Here is a 13,910-nt window from a genome sequence, read left to right as displayed (position 1 = left end):
GCTGAGACCATAGGGGCGTAGCACTCGGAGAGGGAGGGGCACATGTCCGAGCAGGGGGCGTCGACGCCGCACGCGTCGACACCGCACATACAGCAGACGGCCGGACCGGAAGCGGAACCGGCCGTCGCCCGCACCGTTCCCCGTACCGGCCTGCTCGTCACCCTGATCCTCGGCGGCCTCACCGCGACGCCTCCGCTGGCGATGGACATGTACCTCCCCTCGCTCCCGGAGGTCACGAACTCCCTGCACGCTCCCGCGGCCACCGTTCAGCTCACGCTCACCGCCTGCCTGCTCGGCATGGCCCTCGGGCAGCTGGTGGCCGGCCCCATGAGCGACCGGTGGGGCCGCCGGCGCCCGCTGCTGATCGGCATGGTCGCCTACGTCGTCTCGACCGTCCTGTGCGCGTTCGCGCCGACCGTCGAACTGCTGGTCGCGTTCCGGCTCGCGCAGGGGCTGGCGGGCGCGGCGGGGATCGTCATCGCGCGCGCCGTGGTCCGCGACCTGTACGACGGCGTGGCCATGGCCCGCTTCTTCTCCACCCTCATGCTGATCGGCGGGGTCGCCCCGATCGTCGCGCCACTGATCGGCGGCCAGATCCTGCGGGTGACCGACTGGCGTGGCGTGTTCGTGGTCCTCACGGTGGTCGGGACGGTACTGACCGCGGCCGTGTGGGCGAAGCTGCCCGAGACCCTGCCGTCCGGTGAACGGCACGGCGGGGGAGTCGGCGAGGCCCTGCACTCGATGCGCCGTCTCCTCGCCGACCTGCCCTTCACCGGTTTCATGCTCGCGGGCGGATTCGCGTTCGCGGCACTCTTCGCCTACATATCGGCCTCCCCGTACGTGATCCAGGAGATCTACGGCGCCTCCCCGCAGACGTTCAGCCTGCTGTTCGGGCTGAACTCGGTCGGGCTGGTGGCCGTGGGCCAGATCAACGGAAAGCTGCTGGTCGGAAGGGTCCGACTGGACCGGGCGCTGGGCGCGGGCCTGCTCGTCGTCATCGCCGCCGCGACCGCCCTCCTGCTGATGTCCACCGGAGCCTTCGGCAAGGTCGGCCTGGCGCCCGTCGCCGCGGCCCTCTTCGTCCTGATGTCCGCGATGGGGGTGACCCTGCCCAACGCCCAGGCCCTCGCCCTGATGCGCACCAAGCACGCGGCCGGCTCGGCGTCCGCGCTGCTCGGCACCTCCTCGTTCCTCATCGGCGCGGTCGCCTCCCCGCTGGTCGGGATCGCCGGAGAGCACACCGCCGTCCCGATGGCCGTCGTCCAACTGGCCGCGGCGCTGGTGGCACTGGGCTGCTTCGTGGGAATGTGCCGACCCCACAGCGGATCTCACGACTCAGGTCGTACCAGCGTGGAAGGAGCGGGGAGCTGAGCGCACCGAGACTGCGCAGGGACAGTCCCGAGCGGGCCGGACTCGACCCCGGCGAACTCCACCACCTCGTCCAGGGGGTCCACGACCTCACCACCGGGGACCACCCCTGGGCCGCCGGCACCGTCGTCGTCGCCGGGCGCGGCCCGGTGATCGCCGTCGAGGCGGCGGCGGGGTGGGCCGTCAGATACTCGGCCTACGACCCCGACACGGACCGCGGTGTCGAACTTCCGCCCTCGGACCGGGTCCCGATGACCGTCGACACACCCGTCGACCTGGCCTCCCTCACCAAGCTGTTCACCGCGGTCGCCGCCGTGCAGCAGATCGAGCGGGGCACGCTCGGGATCGACGCGCGGGTCGGGGCGTACCTGCCCGAGTTCAGGGCGGCCGTGCGGCACGGGATCACCGTGCGGGAGCTGCTCACCCACACCTCCGGGCTGCGGCCCGAACTTCCGCTGTACGACTGCGCCGACGACACGGAGCGGCTGGAGCGGCTGCGGGCGGAGGTGCCGATCGGGGTGCGCGGCACGTACACGTACTCCGACCTCAACTTTCTGCTGCTCCAGTTCGTTCTGGAACGGGTTTCCGGGCGGACCCTGGACGTCCTGATCCATGACGGGATCACCCGTCCGCTGGGGATGCTGTCGACGGACTTCGGGCCCTGTCCGGGGGCGGCGGCGACGGAGGATCAGCGGCGGCCGTGGGCCAAGGTGGACCGGGGGATGGTGCGGGGCGTTGTCCACGACGAGAACGCCTGGGCGCTGGGGGGTATCGCGGGCCATGCGGGGTTGTTCTCGACGGCGCGTGACCTGGCGGTGTTCTGCCGGACGCTCCTCGCGGGCGGCTCCTACGGGCCCGCCCGCATCCTGGGCGCGGACTTCGTGGAGCTGCTGCTGACCCCGCCGGGGCTCGGCTTCGCCGTCGACCAGGCGTGGTTCATGGGGGAGCTGGCGGGGCGGGGGGCGGCTGGGCATACCGGGTTCACGGGGACGTCGGTGGTGCTGGATCCGGCGACGGACACGTTCTTGGTACTGCTGGCGAATGCGGTGCATCCGCGGCGGCGGGGGCCCGACAGCCGCCCGCGAGCGGCAGCGGCGACCCGCCTGGCACGGGCGGTCTACCGCAGCCCGTCCGGACCCTGATTTTCGCCCCCGCCGCCCCTTCCCGTCCCGACCCGGGGGCCAGCCCCCGGACCCCCGCTCCTCAAACGCCGGAGGGGCTGGATTTGGCTCAGCCATCTCAGCCCGTCCGGCGTTTGAGGACGAGGCCGTTCGGGCCGAAAGCGGGGGTCTGGGGGCGGCAGCCCCCAGGGGACGGGAATGGGTAGGGGCGGCGGGGGCGAAATAGAATCGGTGGGTGAATGACCCCGTAGCCCCGGCCGAAGTGCTGCGCCGCAGTCTGGCGGCCCTCCTCGACGGGCTCCCGCCCAAGCAGGCCGCCCAGGCCGTCGACCGCCTCATCGACAACTACCGCGGAGCCACCCCCACCGACGCCCCCATCCTCCGCGACCGCGCAGACGTGGCCGCCTACGCCGCCTACCGCATGCCGGCCACCTTCGAGGCGGTGCACCAGGCGCTGGAGGCCTTCGCCGACGCCGTCCCGGACTTCACCCCCGCCAGCCACACCGACCTCGGCGGCGGCACCGGCGCAGCCACCTGGGCCGTCACCGCCACCTGGGACGGCACCCGCCCCGTCACCGTCCTCGACTGGGCCGAACCCGCCCTCACCCTCGGCAAGGAGATCGCCGCAGCCAACCCCGCCCTGCACCAGGCCAGTTGGCGCCGCGCCCGTATCGGCGCCGACCTCACCCTCGACGCCACGGACCTCCTCACCGTCTCCTACGTCCTCAACGAACTCACCGCACCCGACCGCACCGCCCTCGTCGACGCCGCCGCGGCCGCCGCCCGGGCCGTCGTGATCGTCGAGGCCGGCACCCCCGCCGGGTACGCCCGCGTCATCGAGGCCCGCGACCGCCTGATCGCCGCCGGATTCCACATCGCCGCCCCCTGCCCGCACAGTGCCGGCTGCCCGATCGTCCCCGGCTCGGACTGGTGCCACTTCGCGGCAAGGGTCAGCCGTTCCTCCCTGCACCGCCAGGTCAAGGGCGGCTCCCTGCCGTACGAGGACGAGAAGTTCAGCTACGTCGCCGCCGCCCGCTTCCCGGTGGCCCCGGCGCCCAACCGTGTCGTACGCAAGCCCCAGATCCGCAAGGGCCAGGTGCTCCTGGACCTGTGCGAGACCGAACCGGCCCTCGGCCGCACCACGGTCACCAAACGCCACGGCGACCTCTACAAGGCGGCCCGGGACGCGGACTGGGGCGACCCCTGGCCGCCGTACACCGAGGAGTCGTAGCACCACGAGCCGGTACCGTCGGTCCATGGTCAAGAAGCCCGCCCCGGACGCCACCCGCCGCAGCGAGAGGTCCCGTCGCGCGATCTACGACGCCGCCCTCGCCCTGGTCGGTGAGGTCGGCTACCCGAGGACGACCGTCGAGGGCATCGCCGCCCGGGCCGGCGTCGGCAAGCAGACGATCTACCGGTGGTGGGGATCGAAGGCGGACGTGCTGCTGGAGGCGTTCCTCGACCTCAGCGCGCGGGCGGCGCGGGACGCGGGCCAGGAGCCGTACGTCATCCCGGACACCGGCGATGTCGCCGCCGACCTCAAGGCCGTACTGCGGGTCACCGTCGACCAGCTGAAGGACCCCCGGTTCGAGGTGCCGTCCCGGGCGCTGGCCGCCGAGGGCCTCGTCAACGAGCAGCTCGGCCGGGAGTTCGTGGCCAAGCTCCTCGAACCCTCGCTCCAGCTGTACGTCGACCGGCTGCGTTCCGCGCAGGAAGCCGGTCAGGTCCGGGCCGATGTCGACCCGCGCATCGCCCTGGAGCTGTTCGTCTCGCCCCTCGCCCAGCGCTGGCTCCAGCACACGGGACCGATCTCGTACGACTACACGGACACCCTCGTCGAGTACGCCCTGCACGGTCTTGCCCCTCGTACCCCGGATGTCCCTTCTGGTACCCCGGAGCGCGGCGCGGTGGGACCATAGGGCATGCTGTTGCGCACGACAGCGAGGCGAGGGTGATAGATGAGCGCGGAGTTGGGCGGCCGGAACGGCCGGCAGGGCAAACTCTCCCAGTGGCTGCGTGGCCGCCGCCCGAAGGAGACCGGCGCCGACGACGGCGGCCGTGAAGCCCTGCTGCTCGCCGCCGCCGGAGCGGGGCTGCCCCTCGCACCCGCCGCGCACCCCGCCCCCGGCTACCGCTGTTCCTGCGACCGCGTGGGCTGTCCCACCCCGGCCCGGCACCCGGTGTCCTTCGCCTGGCAGACGCAGTCCACCACCGACCGCGCCCAGATCGAGCGCTGGGCCCGCCACCAGCCGCAGGCCAACTTCATCACCGCGACCGGCATGGTGCACGACGTCCTCGACATGCCCCTGGAGGCGGGCCGGGAGGCCCTGGAGCGGCTGCTCGCGTCAGGCATCGAGGTGGGCCCCGTCGCCGAGAGCGACGACGGACGCCTGCTGTTCTTCACCCTCACCCGCGGCACCCCCGAGGACGAGGACGAGTGGTGGCCGTGCGAGCTGGACTGCCACCCCGAGACGATGGACGAGCATCCGGGGCTGCGGTGGCACTGCCGCGGCTCCTACGTCCTCGTACCGCCCGCCCGGCTGCCCGGCGACCAGAGCGTGCACTGGGTACGGGGCCTTGAGCACCCGCTGCCGGATCCGCTGAGCCTGCTCGAGATCCTCACGGACGCGGGTGCCCGGTATGCCGGCGAGGAGCCCGACCACGCGGGTGCGGCCTGGCCCCTGCGCCACTGAGAGCGCCTCAGGTTCAGTACCGGCTCTAGGACCCCTGGGCTGACGTCAGGCCTTCCAGCCGGGACAGGACCGACACCTGGTCGCCGCCGGTGCCCCGCTTCGGGTCCAAAGCCACCCCGTTGGACATGTACTCCAGCGTCAGTGACTGCTTGATCTCGCCGGTCGTCAGTGCCTTCACGCTCGCGGTCTGCGCGGGGATCGAGGTGCCCGTGGCGGCGGTCTGCTTCTCGTAGCGGCGGTTGGTGAAGAACACCAGCGCGCCGCCGTCCTCCGTGCGCAGCGCCAGCGGGGCGTAGCTTCCGCTGATCAGGGGCTCGTCGATGAACTGCGTGACCAGGCCCGGCTTCTTCTCCTGCTTCTTGCGCTTCGCGCGCCACTGGTCGGTGTGCGCACCCGGAGCGAAGACCTTCCCGCCGTTCTTGAGGTAGGCCGCGTAGTCCTTGCTCAAGTCCTCGGGCGGGACGGCGAGTTCGGTGGAGTTCGCCGGTACGGCCTCGGCCCAGCCGGCCGCGTCCTTCTTCACCTTCGGGAGCGTGCCCGGGCGGATCAGCGTCAGATACGCCACCTTCCACGGGCGGCCCAGACCGTCGCGGTGGAACACCAGCAGCCAGTGCAGGTTGCCGCCCTTGTTGCCCTGCGCCTCCGCGAGGAACCAGCGGGGCCAGCCCGCCTTCTTGGGGATCGTGTACGTCACGTCGGTCAGCTTCAGCGGGGTGTGCGCCGGATTGCCGGCCGGGCTGAGCGTGTGACCGGCCTTGAGGCGGGCCGCGTCGATGTCGCCCAGGGCGCCGGTGACATGGTCGGCGTCGAGCGAACTGTCGTACGCCTTGTCCGCCTTGTTGTACGCGGACGTGAACTGTTCGAGCGCCTTGGCCGCCTCGGCGCGGGTGGAGGAGGGGAGCACCTCGCGCTCCCCGTGCACCACCACACAACCGCTCGCCGTCAACGACAAAGCGGTCACCGAGGCCGCAATCAGTGCGAGTCGCTCAAGCCTGCGGAGCCTTCGAGGGCCGCGATCCCTGCTCATCAGGTGTCTTCACCTTCCCCTTCCCGGAGGCGAACCCTACCGGGGCGAAGAACAGCGCGAGCGTCGGGATCAGGTACAGCAGCCACACCGTGACCTGAAGGACGGTCGGGTCCGGCTGGAAGTTGAAGACGCCCTTGAGGAGGGTGCCGTACCAACTGTCCGGCGGGATGGTGTCGCTGATGTCGAACGCGAGGTGCGTCAGGCCGGGGATCCAGTCGGCCTCCTGAAGGTCGTGGAAGCCGTACGCGAGCACGCCCGCGGCCACCACGACCAGCATGCCGCCGGTCCACGTGAAGAACTTCGCGAGGTTGATCCTCAGGGCGCCGCGGTAGAACAGCCAGCCCAGGAGGACCGCCGTCGCCAGGCCCAGCGCCACGCCGATCAGGGGGCGCGGGGTGCCGTCGCTGGCCGCGTGGACCGAGGCCCACACGAACAGGGCGGTCTCCAGGCCCTCACGGCCGACGGCGAGGAACGCGGTGGCGACCAGCGCGCCCGTGCCCATGGCGAGGGCCGCGTCCAGCTTGCCGTGCAGCTCCGACTTCAGATGCCGGGCGGTGCGCCGCATCCAGAAGACCATCCAGGTCACCAGGCCGACGGCGACGACGGAGAGCGAGCCGCCGAGGGCCTCCTGCGCCTGGAACGTCAGCTCCTGGGAGCCGAATTCGAGGATGCAGCCGAACCCCATCGCGATCAGCACGGCGATGGAGATGCCGATCCAGATGGGCCGGATGGCGTCCCGGCGGCCCGTCTTGACCAGGTAGGCGATCAGGATGCAGACGACCAGGCTGGCTTCGAGTCCCTCGCGCAGACCGATCAGGTAGTTCGAGAACACGGCTCACGCCTCCTTGGAGAACAGCGTGCTGCCCCACCAGTCGTCCTTGTCGCGGACACCGGGCGGAACCGCGAACACCGCCGAACCCACGTGCTGGATGTACTCGTTGAGGGCGTCCTTCGCCGACAGGTTGCGCTGCAACGGGATGAACCCCTTGCGCACGTCGCGCTGGTAGGCGAGGAAGAACAGGCCCGCGTCCAGCCGGCCGAGACCGTCGGTGCCGTCGGTGAAGGAGTAGCCGCGGCGCAGGATCGTGATCCCGTTGTTGGAGTCGGGGTGCGCGAGCCGGACGTGCGCGTCGGGCTTCATGGCCTTCAGGAACGGCTTGTCGTGCTCCTTGGCCTTGCCGACCGGAGCGCCCTCGCCCTTGTCGCGGCCGAAGACGTCCTCCTGCTCCTGGAGCGAGGTACGGTCCCAGGTCTCGATGTGCATGCGGATGCGCCGGGCGACGAGATACGAGCCGCCGGTCATCCAGTCGGGACCGTCCTTCTCGCCGACCCACACGAACTTCTTCAGACGGTCCGTCTCGGTGCCCGCGATGTTGCGGGTGCCGTCCTTGAAGCCCATCAGGTTGCGCGGGGTCTGCGCGTCCGGGGTCGTCGAGGAGGTCTTGCCGAAGCCGAGCTGCGACCAGCGGATGTTGACCTTGCCGAAGCCGATCCGGGCCAGGTTGCGGATCGCGTGCACGGCGACCTGCGGGTCGTCCGCGCAGGCCTGGATGCACAGGTCGCCGCCGGTGCGGTTCCTGTCGAGGTTCTCGCCCGGGAACTGCGGCAGGTCCACCAGCGCCTGAGGCCGGTGGTCCTTCAGCCCGAACTTGTCGAACAGCGAAGGCCCGAAGCCGATCGTCAGCGTCAGCCGCGAGGGCTTGAGGCCCAGCGCCTCACCGGTGTCGTCCGGCGGGGCCTCGGCGAGACCGCCGTAGGCGCCCTCGCCGACCGCCTTGCCCGCCGTCATCCGGCGCGCCGCCTCGGTCCAGTCCTTCAGCATCTGCACGAACTCGGCGCGGTCGTCCGTCTGTACGTCGAACGCGGCGAAGTGCAGCCTGTCCTGCACGGGTGTGGCGATGCCGGCCTGGTTCACGCCGTGGAAGGCGACCGCGGCTCCGGCCTCGGCGGCGGTGGGATCCACGTCGTTGCCGACGCGGGTCATCGCGACCGCACCGCCGGCCGCGGCGGCACCGAGCGCGAGCCCCGCCCCGCCCCAGCCGATCAGCGAACGGCGGGAGGGGGCCTTGGAGTTGGCGTCTTCCGCGGTGGTGGCGGCTTTCTGGGTGTCCGTCATGGTGTTGTCCGTCCCCTGCTTCACTTCACGACGGCGGCGGCGAGCTTGGACAGCGGCTCGGCGAGCGCGTTGACCGCGTCCGAGAGCTCCTTGCGCTGCTCCTCGGTGACCTTGTCGTACGACACGAAGCCGTCGGAGGTCTTGTCGGTGCGGTACTTGTCGAGCAGCGTGTTCAGCGCGGCGAACTGCTTGTCGAGCTCGGCGGTCAGCGTCTTGTCATTGGCCTGGGCAACCGGCTTGAGCAGCTCGTACGCCTTCTGCGCGCCCTCCACGTTGGCCTTGAAGTCGCTCAGGTCGGTGTGCGAGTAGCGGTCCTCCTCGCCGGTGACCTTGCCGGTGGCGACCTCGTCCAGCAGCTCCTTGGCGCCGTTGGCCATGGAGGTCGGGGTGATCACGGCCTTGCCGACCCGCTGCTGCCAGTCCTTCAGGTCCTTGACCAGCTGGTCGGCGAGGGTCTTCTGTTCGGCGCCGATCTTCTTGTCCTGCCACAGCGCCTTCTCCAGCGCGTGCCAGCCCGTCCACTTCTGGCCCTTCTCCAGGCCGTCGGCGCGGGTGTCGGTCTTCGGGTCGATGTCACCGAAGGACTCGGCGATCGGCTCGGTGCGCTCCCAGCCGACGCGGGAGGGGGCGTAGGCGTCCTGGGCGGCCTTCAGGTCACCGGCCTTGATCGCCTTGGCGAAGACCTCCACCTTCGGGAGCGTCGCGTCGGCCTGCTCCTGCGCGTACTCGCGGTAGTCGGCAACGGCCTTGTCCAGCTTGGGGTTGCGCTTGGCGGCGGCGCCGGAGCCGGTGGCCTGGACGGTCTGTCGGATGCCCTTGCCCTTCATACCGGGCTTGCAGGCGATCGTGTACTCGCCGGCCTTCACCTCGGCGGTGACCGTCTGCTTGGTGCCGGTGCCGATGTTCTCGCGCTCGGTGACGATGCGGTCGTCGGGGAAGAGGACGTAGACCTCGGTGACCTTGGAGCCCTTGTTCTCGACGGTGAGCTCGATGTGCCCGGCCGGGAACTCCTTCTTCGACACCTCGCACTTGCTGTCCGTCGCGGTCACCTTGATGGCGCCCTTGGCGTCCCCGCTGCCTTTCTCGGCGCAGCCGGTGACTGCGGTCAGGGCGGCCGCGGTGGCGACGGCGGTGACGACGGAGAGTCTGGCGGCTCGCATGCAGGCTCCTGAGGCTGGCGAAAAATCGCGTGTCGAGCCTCACGCAGGAATGGTGAGGCTCGCCTAACTTATCTAAGGCTTGCCTGTGTGATGCCCGCCCATGCGGTGATTCAGCTCTCATGGACGCTGTATGGGCACGGCACGATCACGGTGGCTCAAAACACACCCCAAGGGATGGTCAAGGAAGCGTCAAGGAATCTGCCTCAAAGCCTGCTCAGCGGAGCCCCCGTCAGGCGCCCGCCGGTAGCCGCGACAACGCCGGCGCACGGAATCGTGCCCGGTGCGCACAGGCGGCGCCGAGCCCCGGCCCGTGCAACGCGACCGCGAGCGCATCCCCTTGACGCGCCCAGTGTTTCAATTTCCCCGTGACCGACTACGACGTGCTGCGTGTCTTCTGCGCCCCGAACGGCGGCTACGGCAACGAACTCGGTGTCGTCCGCGAGGGATCCGTCATGCCCGACCGGGCGGAGCGACAGGCGTTCGCCGCGAAGCTGGGGTTCAGCGAGACCGTGTTCGTCGACGACCCCGAGCGCGGAGTCATCGACATCTACACCCCGACCCTGCGCCTGCCCTTCGCCGGCCACCCCTGCGTCGGCGCGGCCTGGCTCCTCGACGTGGACGAACTGGTCACCCCGGCAGGGCTGGTCGGGGCGCGCCAGGACGGGGAGTTCAGCTGGATCGAGGCCCGCGCGGAGTGGGCCCCGCCGCGCACCCTGCGCCAGTACGCCACGGCCGCCGAGGTCGACGCCCTGCCGGTCCCGCCGAAGGGGGAGTGGATCTACGCCTGGGCGTGGGAGGACGAGTCCGCGGGGCGGGTCCGTGCGCGTGGGTTTCCCGGCCGGGACGACGGCATCGACGAGGACGAGGCCACCGGGGCGGCCGCCCTGTTGCTCACGGATCGGCTGGGGCGGGCGCTCAACATCACTCAGGGGGCGGGGTCGCAGATCCTCACGGCTCCCCAGCCGTACGGGTGGGTGGAGATCGGCGGGCGGGTGTATCTGGAGCGCCAGCCCGAACGCTAGGGACCGGCCCCTATGCGCTCAGCGGGAACTCCTCGCCCAGCGCCCGGAACACCGCAGTGTTCAAGGCGAACGCCCGCTTGCACTCGGCGACGATCCGCTGCTTCTCCAGGTCGTCCGCCCGGATCCCGTCCAGCAGTACCCGGTAACCCCTCTTGAACGCGGCCGGGTTGGCGATTCCCTCGAACACGTAGAACCGCACCCCGTCGCCCTTCCGCGCGAACCCCCAGGTCTTCTCCGCCTTGTCCCGGATGATCTGTCCGCCGGAGAGGTCCCCCAGGTAGCGGGTGTAGTGGTGGGCGATGTAACCGCCGGGCCACTGCTCGGCGCACGCCCTCACCCGCGCCGCGTACGCCTTCGTCGCCGGCAGGGCGGACAGGGCCGTACGCCAGCCGGGACCCCGCAGATGTGCCAGGTCCCGCTCCAGCGCCGCCAGCCGGAACAGCTCCGGGCGGATGAAGGGGCCGGCCACCGGGTCGGCTGCCAGGCGCTCGGCTTCGCTCTCCAGGGCCTCGTAGACGAACCAGAGCTGCTCGGTGTAGCGCGCGTACGCCTCCACGCCCAGCCGTCCGCCCAGCAGGTCGCTCATGAACGTCGAGGTCTCCGCCTCCATGTGCTGCTCGTGGGACGCGGTGCGGATGACGGTCGAGAAGGAGTCCATGGGCCCCGTCTTTCAAGGTTGCCGACAGCCTGTCGGTAAAAGTGTACGAGAAAAGACCCGCCCCGGCAGCAGGGCGGGCCTTCGAAGATCGCAACGGGCTCGCTACGGCAGGGTGAGGATCTCCGCCCCCGACTCCGTCACCACCAGCGTGTGCTCGAACTGGGCCGTCCGCTTGCGGTCCTTGGTGACGACCGTCCAGCCGTCGTCCCACATGTCGTACTCGTGCGTCCCGAGCGTCAGCATCGGCTCGATCGTGAACGTCATCCCGGGCTGCATGACCGTCGTCGCGTGCGGGCTGTCGTAGTGCGGGATGATCAGGCCCGAGTGGAAGGACGAGTTGATGCCGTGGCCGGTGAAGTCGCGGACCACCCCGTAACCGAAGCGCTTGGCGTACGACTCGATCACCCGGCCGATGATGTTGATCTGGCGGCCCGGCTTGACGGCCTTGATCGCGCGGTTCAGGGACTCGCGCGTCCGCTCCACCAGCAGCCGCGACTCCTCGTCGACGTCACCCACCAGGTAGGTCGCGTTGTTGTCGCCGTGCACCCCACCGATGTACGCCGTCACGTCGAGGTTGACGATGTCGCCGTCGCGCAGCACCGTCGAGTCCGGAATGCCGTGGCAGATCACCTCGTTGACCGAGGTGCACAGGGACTTGGGGAAGCCGCGGTAGCCGAGCGTCGACGGGTAGGCGCCGTGGTCGCACATGTACTCGTGCGCCACCTTGTCCAGTTCGTCGGTGGTGACCCCCGGCGCGATGAGCTTCGCCGCTTCCTCCATCGCCCGCGCGGCGATCCGGCCGGCGACCCGCATCGCCTCGATCGTCTCGGGGGTCTGCACCTCCGGCCCGGTGTACGGCGTCGGAGCGGGCTTGCCGACGTACTCGGGACGGCGGATGTTTCCGGGTACGGAACGGGTGGGGGACAGCTCCCCTGGTACGAGCAGCGACTGGCCAGACATGCCAGTGAGTCTAACGAGCGGGCGTGGGGGAACATGTTCCTGGCGAGAGGAGCAGGTCATGCCCTTGTTCAAGAAGCGCACGGTCGGCAAGCCGGGCGAGTGGTACTACTGCCTGGAGCACAAGAAGGTCGAGGAGGGGCCGGAGTGCCCCGCCAAGGACCGTTTCGGGCCGTACGCCTCCCGTCAGGAGGCCGAGCACGCGATGCAGACGGCGCGCGAGCGCAACCTGGAGTGGGAGAACGACCCCAAGTGGCACGACGCCCCTGCCGGAACCCCTGACGACGACTGATCAGGCCTGCGCCGTGGCCTGCGCCGGTGCGGCTGCCGTCCGCTGGTCGCGCAGCCGCAGCGCGTGCTCGTTCGTGCGGACGTCGTACGTCATCAGCTTCGGCAGGCACAGGGCGAGCAGACCCACCGCGCCCGCGCACAGCAGGCCTCCGGACCAGACGGACGTCCGTACGCCCCACCAGGCGGCGAAACCGCCGGAGCGGACCTGGCCGACGGTCGGCCCGACCGAGTACGACAGCAGTTCGATCCCGGCGAGCCGGCCGCGCAGCTCGTCCGGGATCGTCTGGTTCCACATGGCCCCGCGGAAGATCCCGCTGACCATGTCGCAGCCGCCGGCCACGGTCAGGAACAGCAGCACCAGCCATACGTCGCCGACCACGCCGGCGCCCGCGATCGCGAGGCCCCACAGCGCGGCCGACAGCACCACCATCCGCCCGTGCCGGTGCACCCGTGAGGTCCAGCCGCCGGTCAGCCCCACCAGCATCGACCCGAACGGGACCGCCGCGTACATCAGGCCCAGCGCCCAGTTCGCGTCCAACTCGTCGGCGAGGAAGGGCAGTACCGCGAGCGGCATCGCGAGGAACATCGCGGCGAGGTCGACGGCGTAGGTGCCGAGGAGTTCCTTGCGGCTCCAGGCGTAACGGGCGCCCTCCGCGATGGCCCTCAGCGACGGCTTCGCGGCCTCGTGGGCGGCGGGGGAGGCGGCGATGCGCACGATGAGGAGCACGGAGACGGCGAAGGTCGCGAGGTCCGCGCCGTACGCCCAGCCGAGGCCCGCGTACGCCACGACCACGCCCGCGAGCGCCGGGCCCGCGACGCCGCCGACCGTCCAGCGCAGGGAGTTCAGGGCGGAGGCGGCGGGCATGTGCTCGTGGGCCACGATGCGTGGCCAGAGCGAGTCGATGGCCGGGCGCTGTACGGAGACGAGGGCGGAGGAGAGGGCGGCGACGACGTAGAGCGGCCATACGGCGGGGTGCGGGAGCAGGGCGTTGGCCAGCAGGGCCGCGCTGAGCAGGCCCTGGCCGGCCTCCGTCCACACGATCAGCTTCCGCTTGTCGAGTGCGTCGGCGAGGGCGCCGCCGTACAGGCCGAACACGAGGAGCGGCAGGAGTTCTACGGCGCCGATCGCGCCGACCGCGGCTGCGGAGCCGGTGAGCTCCTTGAGCTGCACCGGCAGGGCGACGAACGTCAGGAAGCTCCCGAAGTTCGAGACCGTTCCCGAGACCCACAGCCGTCGGAAGTCGGCGGAGGCCCGCCAGGGGGTGAGGTCGGGGAGTAGCGCGCGCAGCCAGGTCACGATGGGCCATGGTCGGCGGGAGCGGCCACCGCGAGCAACCGGTTTTCGCCCCCGCCGCCCCTACCCCTTCCCGTCCCCTGGGGGCTGCCGCCCCCAGACCCCCGCTTCGGCCTGAACGGCCTCGTCCTCAAACGCCGGACGGGCTGAAAGATCAAGCCCGCCCGGCAAAATCCAGCCCCTCCGGCGTTTGAGGAGCGGGG

Annotated in this window: 14 protein-coding genes; 7 read left to right on the top strand and 7 right to left on the bottom strand. The window is 70.8% G+C overall.

From position 1 onward, the window contains the following. Positions 1-42 precede the first annotated feature (42 nt). From ABT254_RS35635 to ABT254_RS35615, 5 genes are all read left to right on the top strand, one after another. The gene (locus ABT254_RS35635; protein WP_351479663.1) at positions 43-1,371 is read left to right on the top strand and encodes a multidrug effflux MFS transporter; all 1,329 of its coding nucleotides are present in this window, start codon (positions 43-45) and stop codon (positions 1,369-1,371) included. Then, positions 1,308-2,510: a serine hydrolase domain-containing protein gene (locus ABT254_RS35630; protein WP_351479660.1), complete on the top strand. Its 1,203-nt coding sequence runs from the start codon at positions 1,308-1,310 to the stop codon at positions 2,508-2,510. Before ABT254_RS35635 ends, ABT254_RS35630 begins: the two co-directional genes overlap by 64 nt. A gap of 214 nt (positions 2,511-2,724) precedes the next feature. Beyond that, on the top strand, positions 2,725-3,720 hold the full coding sequence (locus ABT254_RS35625; protein WP_351479657.1) for a small ribosomal subunit Rsm22 family protein: 996 nt from the start codon (positions 2,725-2,727) through the stop codon (positions 3,718-3,720). 25 nt (positions 3,721-3,745) lie between these two features. Continuing rightward, the gene (locus ABT254_RS35620) at positions 3,746-4,408 is read left to right on the top strand and encodes a TetR/AcrR family transcriptional regulator (protein ID WP_351479654.1); all 663 of its coding nucleotides are present in this window, start codon (positions 3,746-3,748) and stop codon (positions 4,406-4,408) included. A 39-nt stretch (positions 4,409-4,447) separates the two neighbouring features. Then, positions 4,448-5,182, top strand: coding sequence for a bifunctional DNA primase/polymerase (locus ABT254_RS35615; RefSeq protein WP_351479651.1), 735 nt, complete (start codon positions 4,448-4,450; stop codon positions 5,180-5,182). A 25-nt stretch (positions 5,183-5,207) separates the two neighbouring features. Here ABT254_RS35615 and ABT254_RS35610 read toward each other — a convergent pair whose 3' ends face one another. Genes ABT254_RS35610 through efeO form a run of 4 tightly spaced genes read right to left on the bottom strand, consistent with a single transcriptional unit; the run spans position 5,208 to position 9,485 of the window. Then, positions 5,208-6,209, bottom strand: a complete 1,002-nt coding sequence (locus tag ABT254_RS35610) for an SCO2278 family lipoprotein (protein WP_351479648.1) — start codon at positions 6,207-6,209, stop codon at positions 5,208-5,210. Beyond that, a complete protein-coding gene (efeU, locus tag ABT254_RS35605; protein ID WP_351479646.1) occupies positions 6,169-7,041 on the bottom strand; it encodes an iron uptake transporter permease EfeU in 873 nt (290 codons plus the stop codon). Before efeU ends, ABT254_RS35610 begins: the two co-directional genes overlap by 41 nt. A gap of 3 nt (positions 7,042-7,044) precedes the next feature. Beyond that, complete coding sequence (gene efeB / locus ABT254_RS35600) at positions 7,045-8,325, bottom strand: iron uptake transporter deferrochelatase/peroxidase subunit (RefSeq protein ID WP_351479643.1); 1,281 nt, start codon at positions 8,323-8,325, stop codon at positions 7,045-7,047. Positions 8,326-8,345: 20 nt separating this feature from the next. Then, positions 8,346-9,485 carry an iron uptake system protein EfeO gene (gene efeO, locus ABT254_RS35595; protein ID WP_351479640.1) on the bottom strand — a complete coding sequence of 380 codons (1,140 nt, stop codon included), beginning with the start codon at positions 9,483-9,485 and terminating at the stop codon, positions 8,346-8,348. A 365-nt stretch (positions 9,486-9,850) separates the two neighbouring features. Here efeO and ABT254_RS35590 point away from each other — a divergent pair, with 365 nt between their 5' ends. Then, positions 9,851-10,507, top strand: coding sequence for a PhzF family phenazine biosynthesis protein (locus tag ABT254_RS35590; RefSeq protein ID WP_351479637.1), 657 nt, complete (start codon positions 9,851-9,853; stop codon positions 10,505-10,507). 10 nt (positions 10,508-10,517) lie between these two features. On the opposite strand, the gene ABT254_RS35585 is transcribed toward ABT254_RS35590, so the two are convergent. Both ABT254_RS35585 and map read right to left on the bottom strand, forming a co-directional pair. Then, positions 10,518-11,165 carry a biliverdin-producing heme oxygenase gene (locus ABT254_RS35585; RefSeq protein WP_351479634.1) on the bottom strand — a complete coding sequence of 216 codons (648 nt, stop codon included), beginning with the start codon at positions 11,163-11,165 and terminating at the stop codon, positions 10,518-10,520. Between the two features lie 102 nt (positions 11,166-11,267). Then, positions 11,268-12,125, bottom strand: coding sequence for a type I methionyl aminopeptidase (gene map, locus ABT254_RS35580; protein ID WP_351479631.1), 858 nt, complete (start codon positions 12,123-12,125; stop codon positions 11,268-11,270). Positions 12,126-12,183: 58 nt separating this feature from the next. Between map and ABT254_RS35575 the strand changes: the two genes are divergently transcribed. Continuing rightward, on the top strand, positions 12,184-12,414 hold the full coding sequence (locus tag ABT254_RS35575) for a hypothetical protein (protein WP_266954613.1): 231 nt from the start codon (positions 12,184-12,186) through the stop codon (positions 12,412-12,414). Here ABT254_RS35575 and ABT254_RS35570 read toward each other — a convergent pair whose 3' ends face one another. Then, complete coding sequence (locus tag ABT254_RS35570; protein ID WP_351480001.1) at positions 12,415-13,713, bottom strand: MFS transporter; 1,299 nt, start codon at positions 13,711-13,713, stop codon at positions 12,415-12,417. Positions 13,714-13,910 lie beyond the last annotated feature (197 nt).

It is taken from the genome of Streptomyces sp. NPDC001137, from assembly GCF_040298885.1.
Lineage (GTDB): Bacteria > Actinomycetota > Actinomycetes > Streptomycetales > Streptomycetaceae > Streptomyces.
Note: the sequence above shows the minus strand (reverse complement) of the source record. Positions and strands in the feature narration are given on the sequence as shown.

What these genes read in the sequence shown, in the direction of transcription:
- ABT254_RS35635 (WP_351479663.1), top strand. Translation starts at nt 43, where the DNA reads ATGTCCGAGCAGGGGGCGTCGACGCCGCACGCGTCGACACCGCACATA.
- ABT254_RS35620 (WP_351479654.1), top strand. Translation starts at nt 3,746, where the DNA reads ATGGTCAAGAAGCCCGCCCCGGACGCCACCCGCCGCAGCGAGAGGTCC.
- ABT254_RS35615 (WP_351479651.1), top strand. Translation starts at nt 4,448, where the DNA reads ATGAGCGCGGAGTTGGGCGGCCGGAACGGCCGGCAGGGCAAACTCTCC.
- ABT254_RS35610 (WP_351479648.1), bottom strand. Translation starts at nt 6,209, where the DNA reads ATGAGCAGGGATCGCGGCCCTCGAAGGCTCCGCAGGCTTGAGCGACTC.
- efeB (WP_351479643.1), bottom strand. Translation starts at nt 8,325, where the DNA reads ATGACGGACACCCAGAAAGCCGCCACCACCGCGGAAGACGCCAACTCC.
- efeO (WP_351479640.1), bottom strand. Translation starts at nt 9,485, where the DNA reads ATGCGAGCCGCCAGACTCTCCGTCGTCACCGCCGTCGCCACCGCGGCC.
- ABT254_RS35585 (WP_351479634.1), bottom strand. Translation starts at nt 11,165, where the DNA reads ATGGACTCCTTCTCGACCGTCATCCGCACCGCGTCCCACGAGCAGCAC.
- map (WP_351479631.1), bottom strand. Translation starts at nt 12,125, where the DNA reads ATGTCTGGCCAGTCGCTGCTCGTACCAGGGGAGCTGTCCCCCACCCGT.
- ABT254_RS35575 (WP_266954613.1), top strand. Translation starts at nt 12,184, where the DNA reads ATGCCCTTGTTCAAGAAGCGCACGGTCGGCAAGCCGGGCGAGTGGTAC.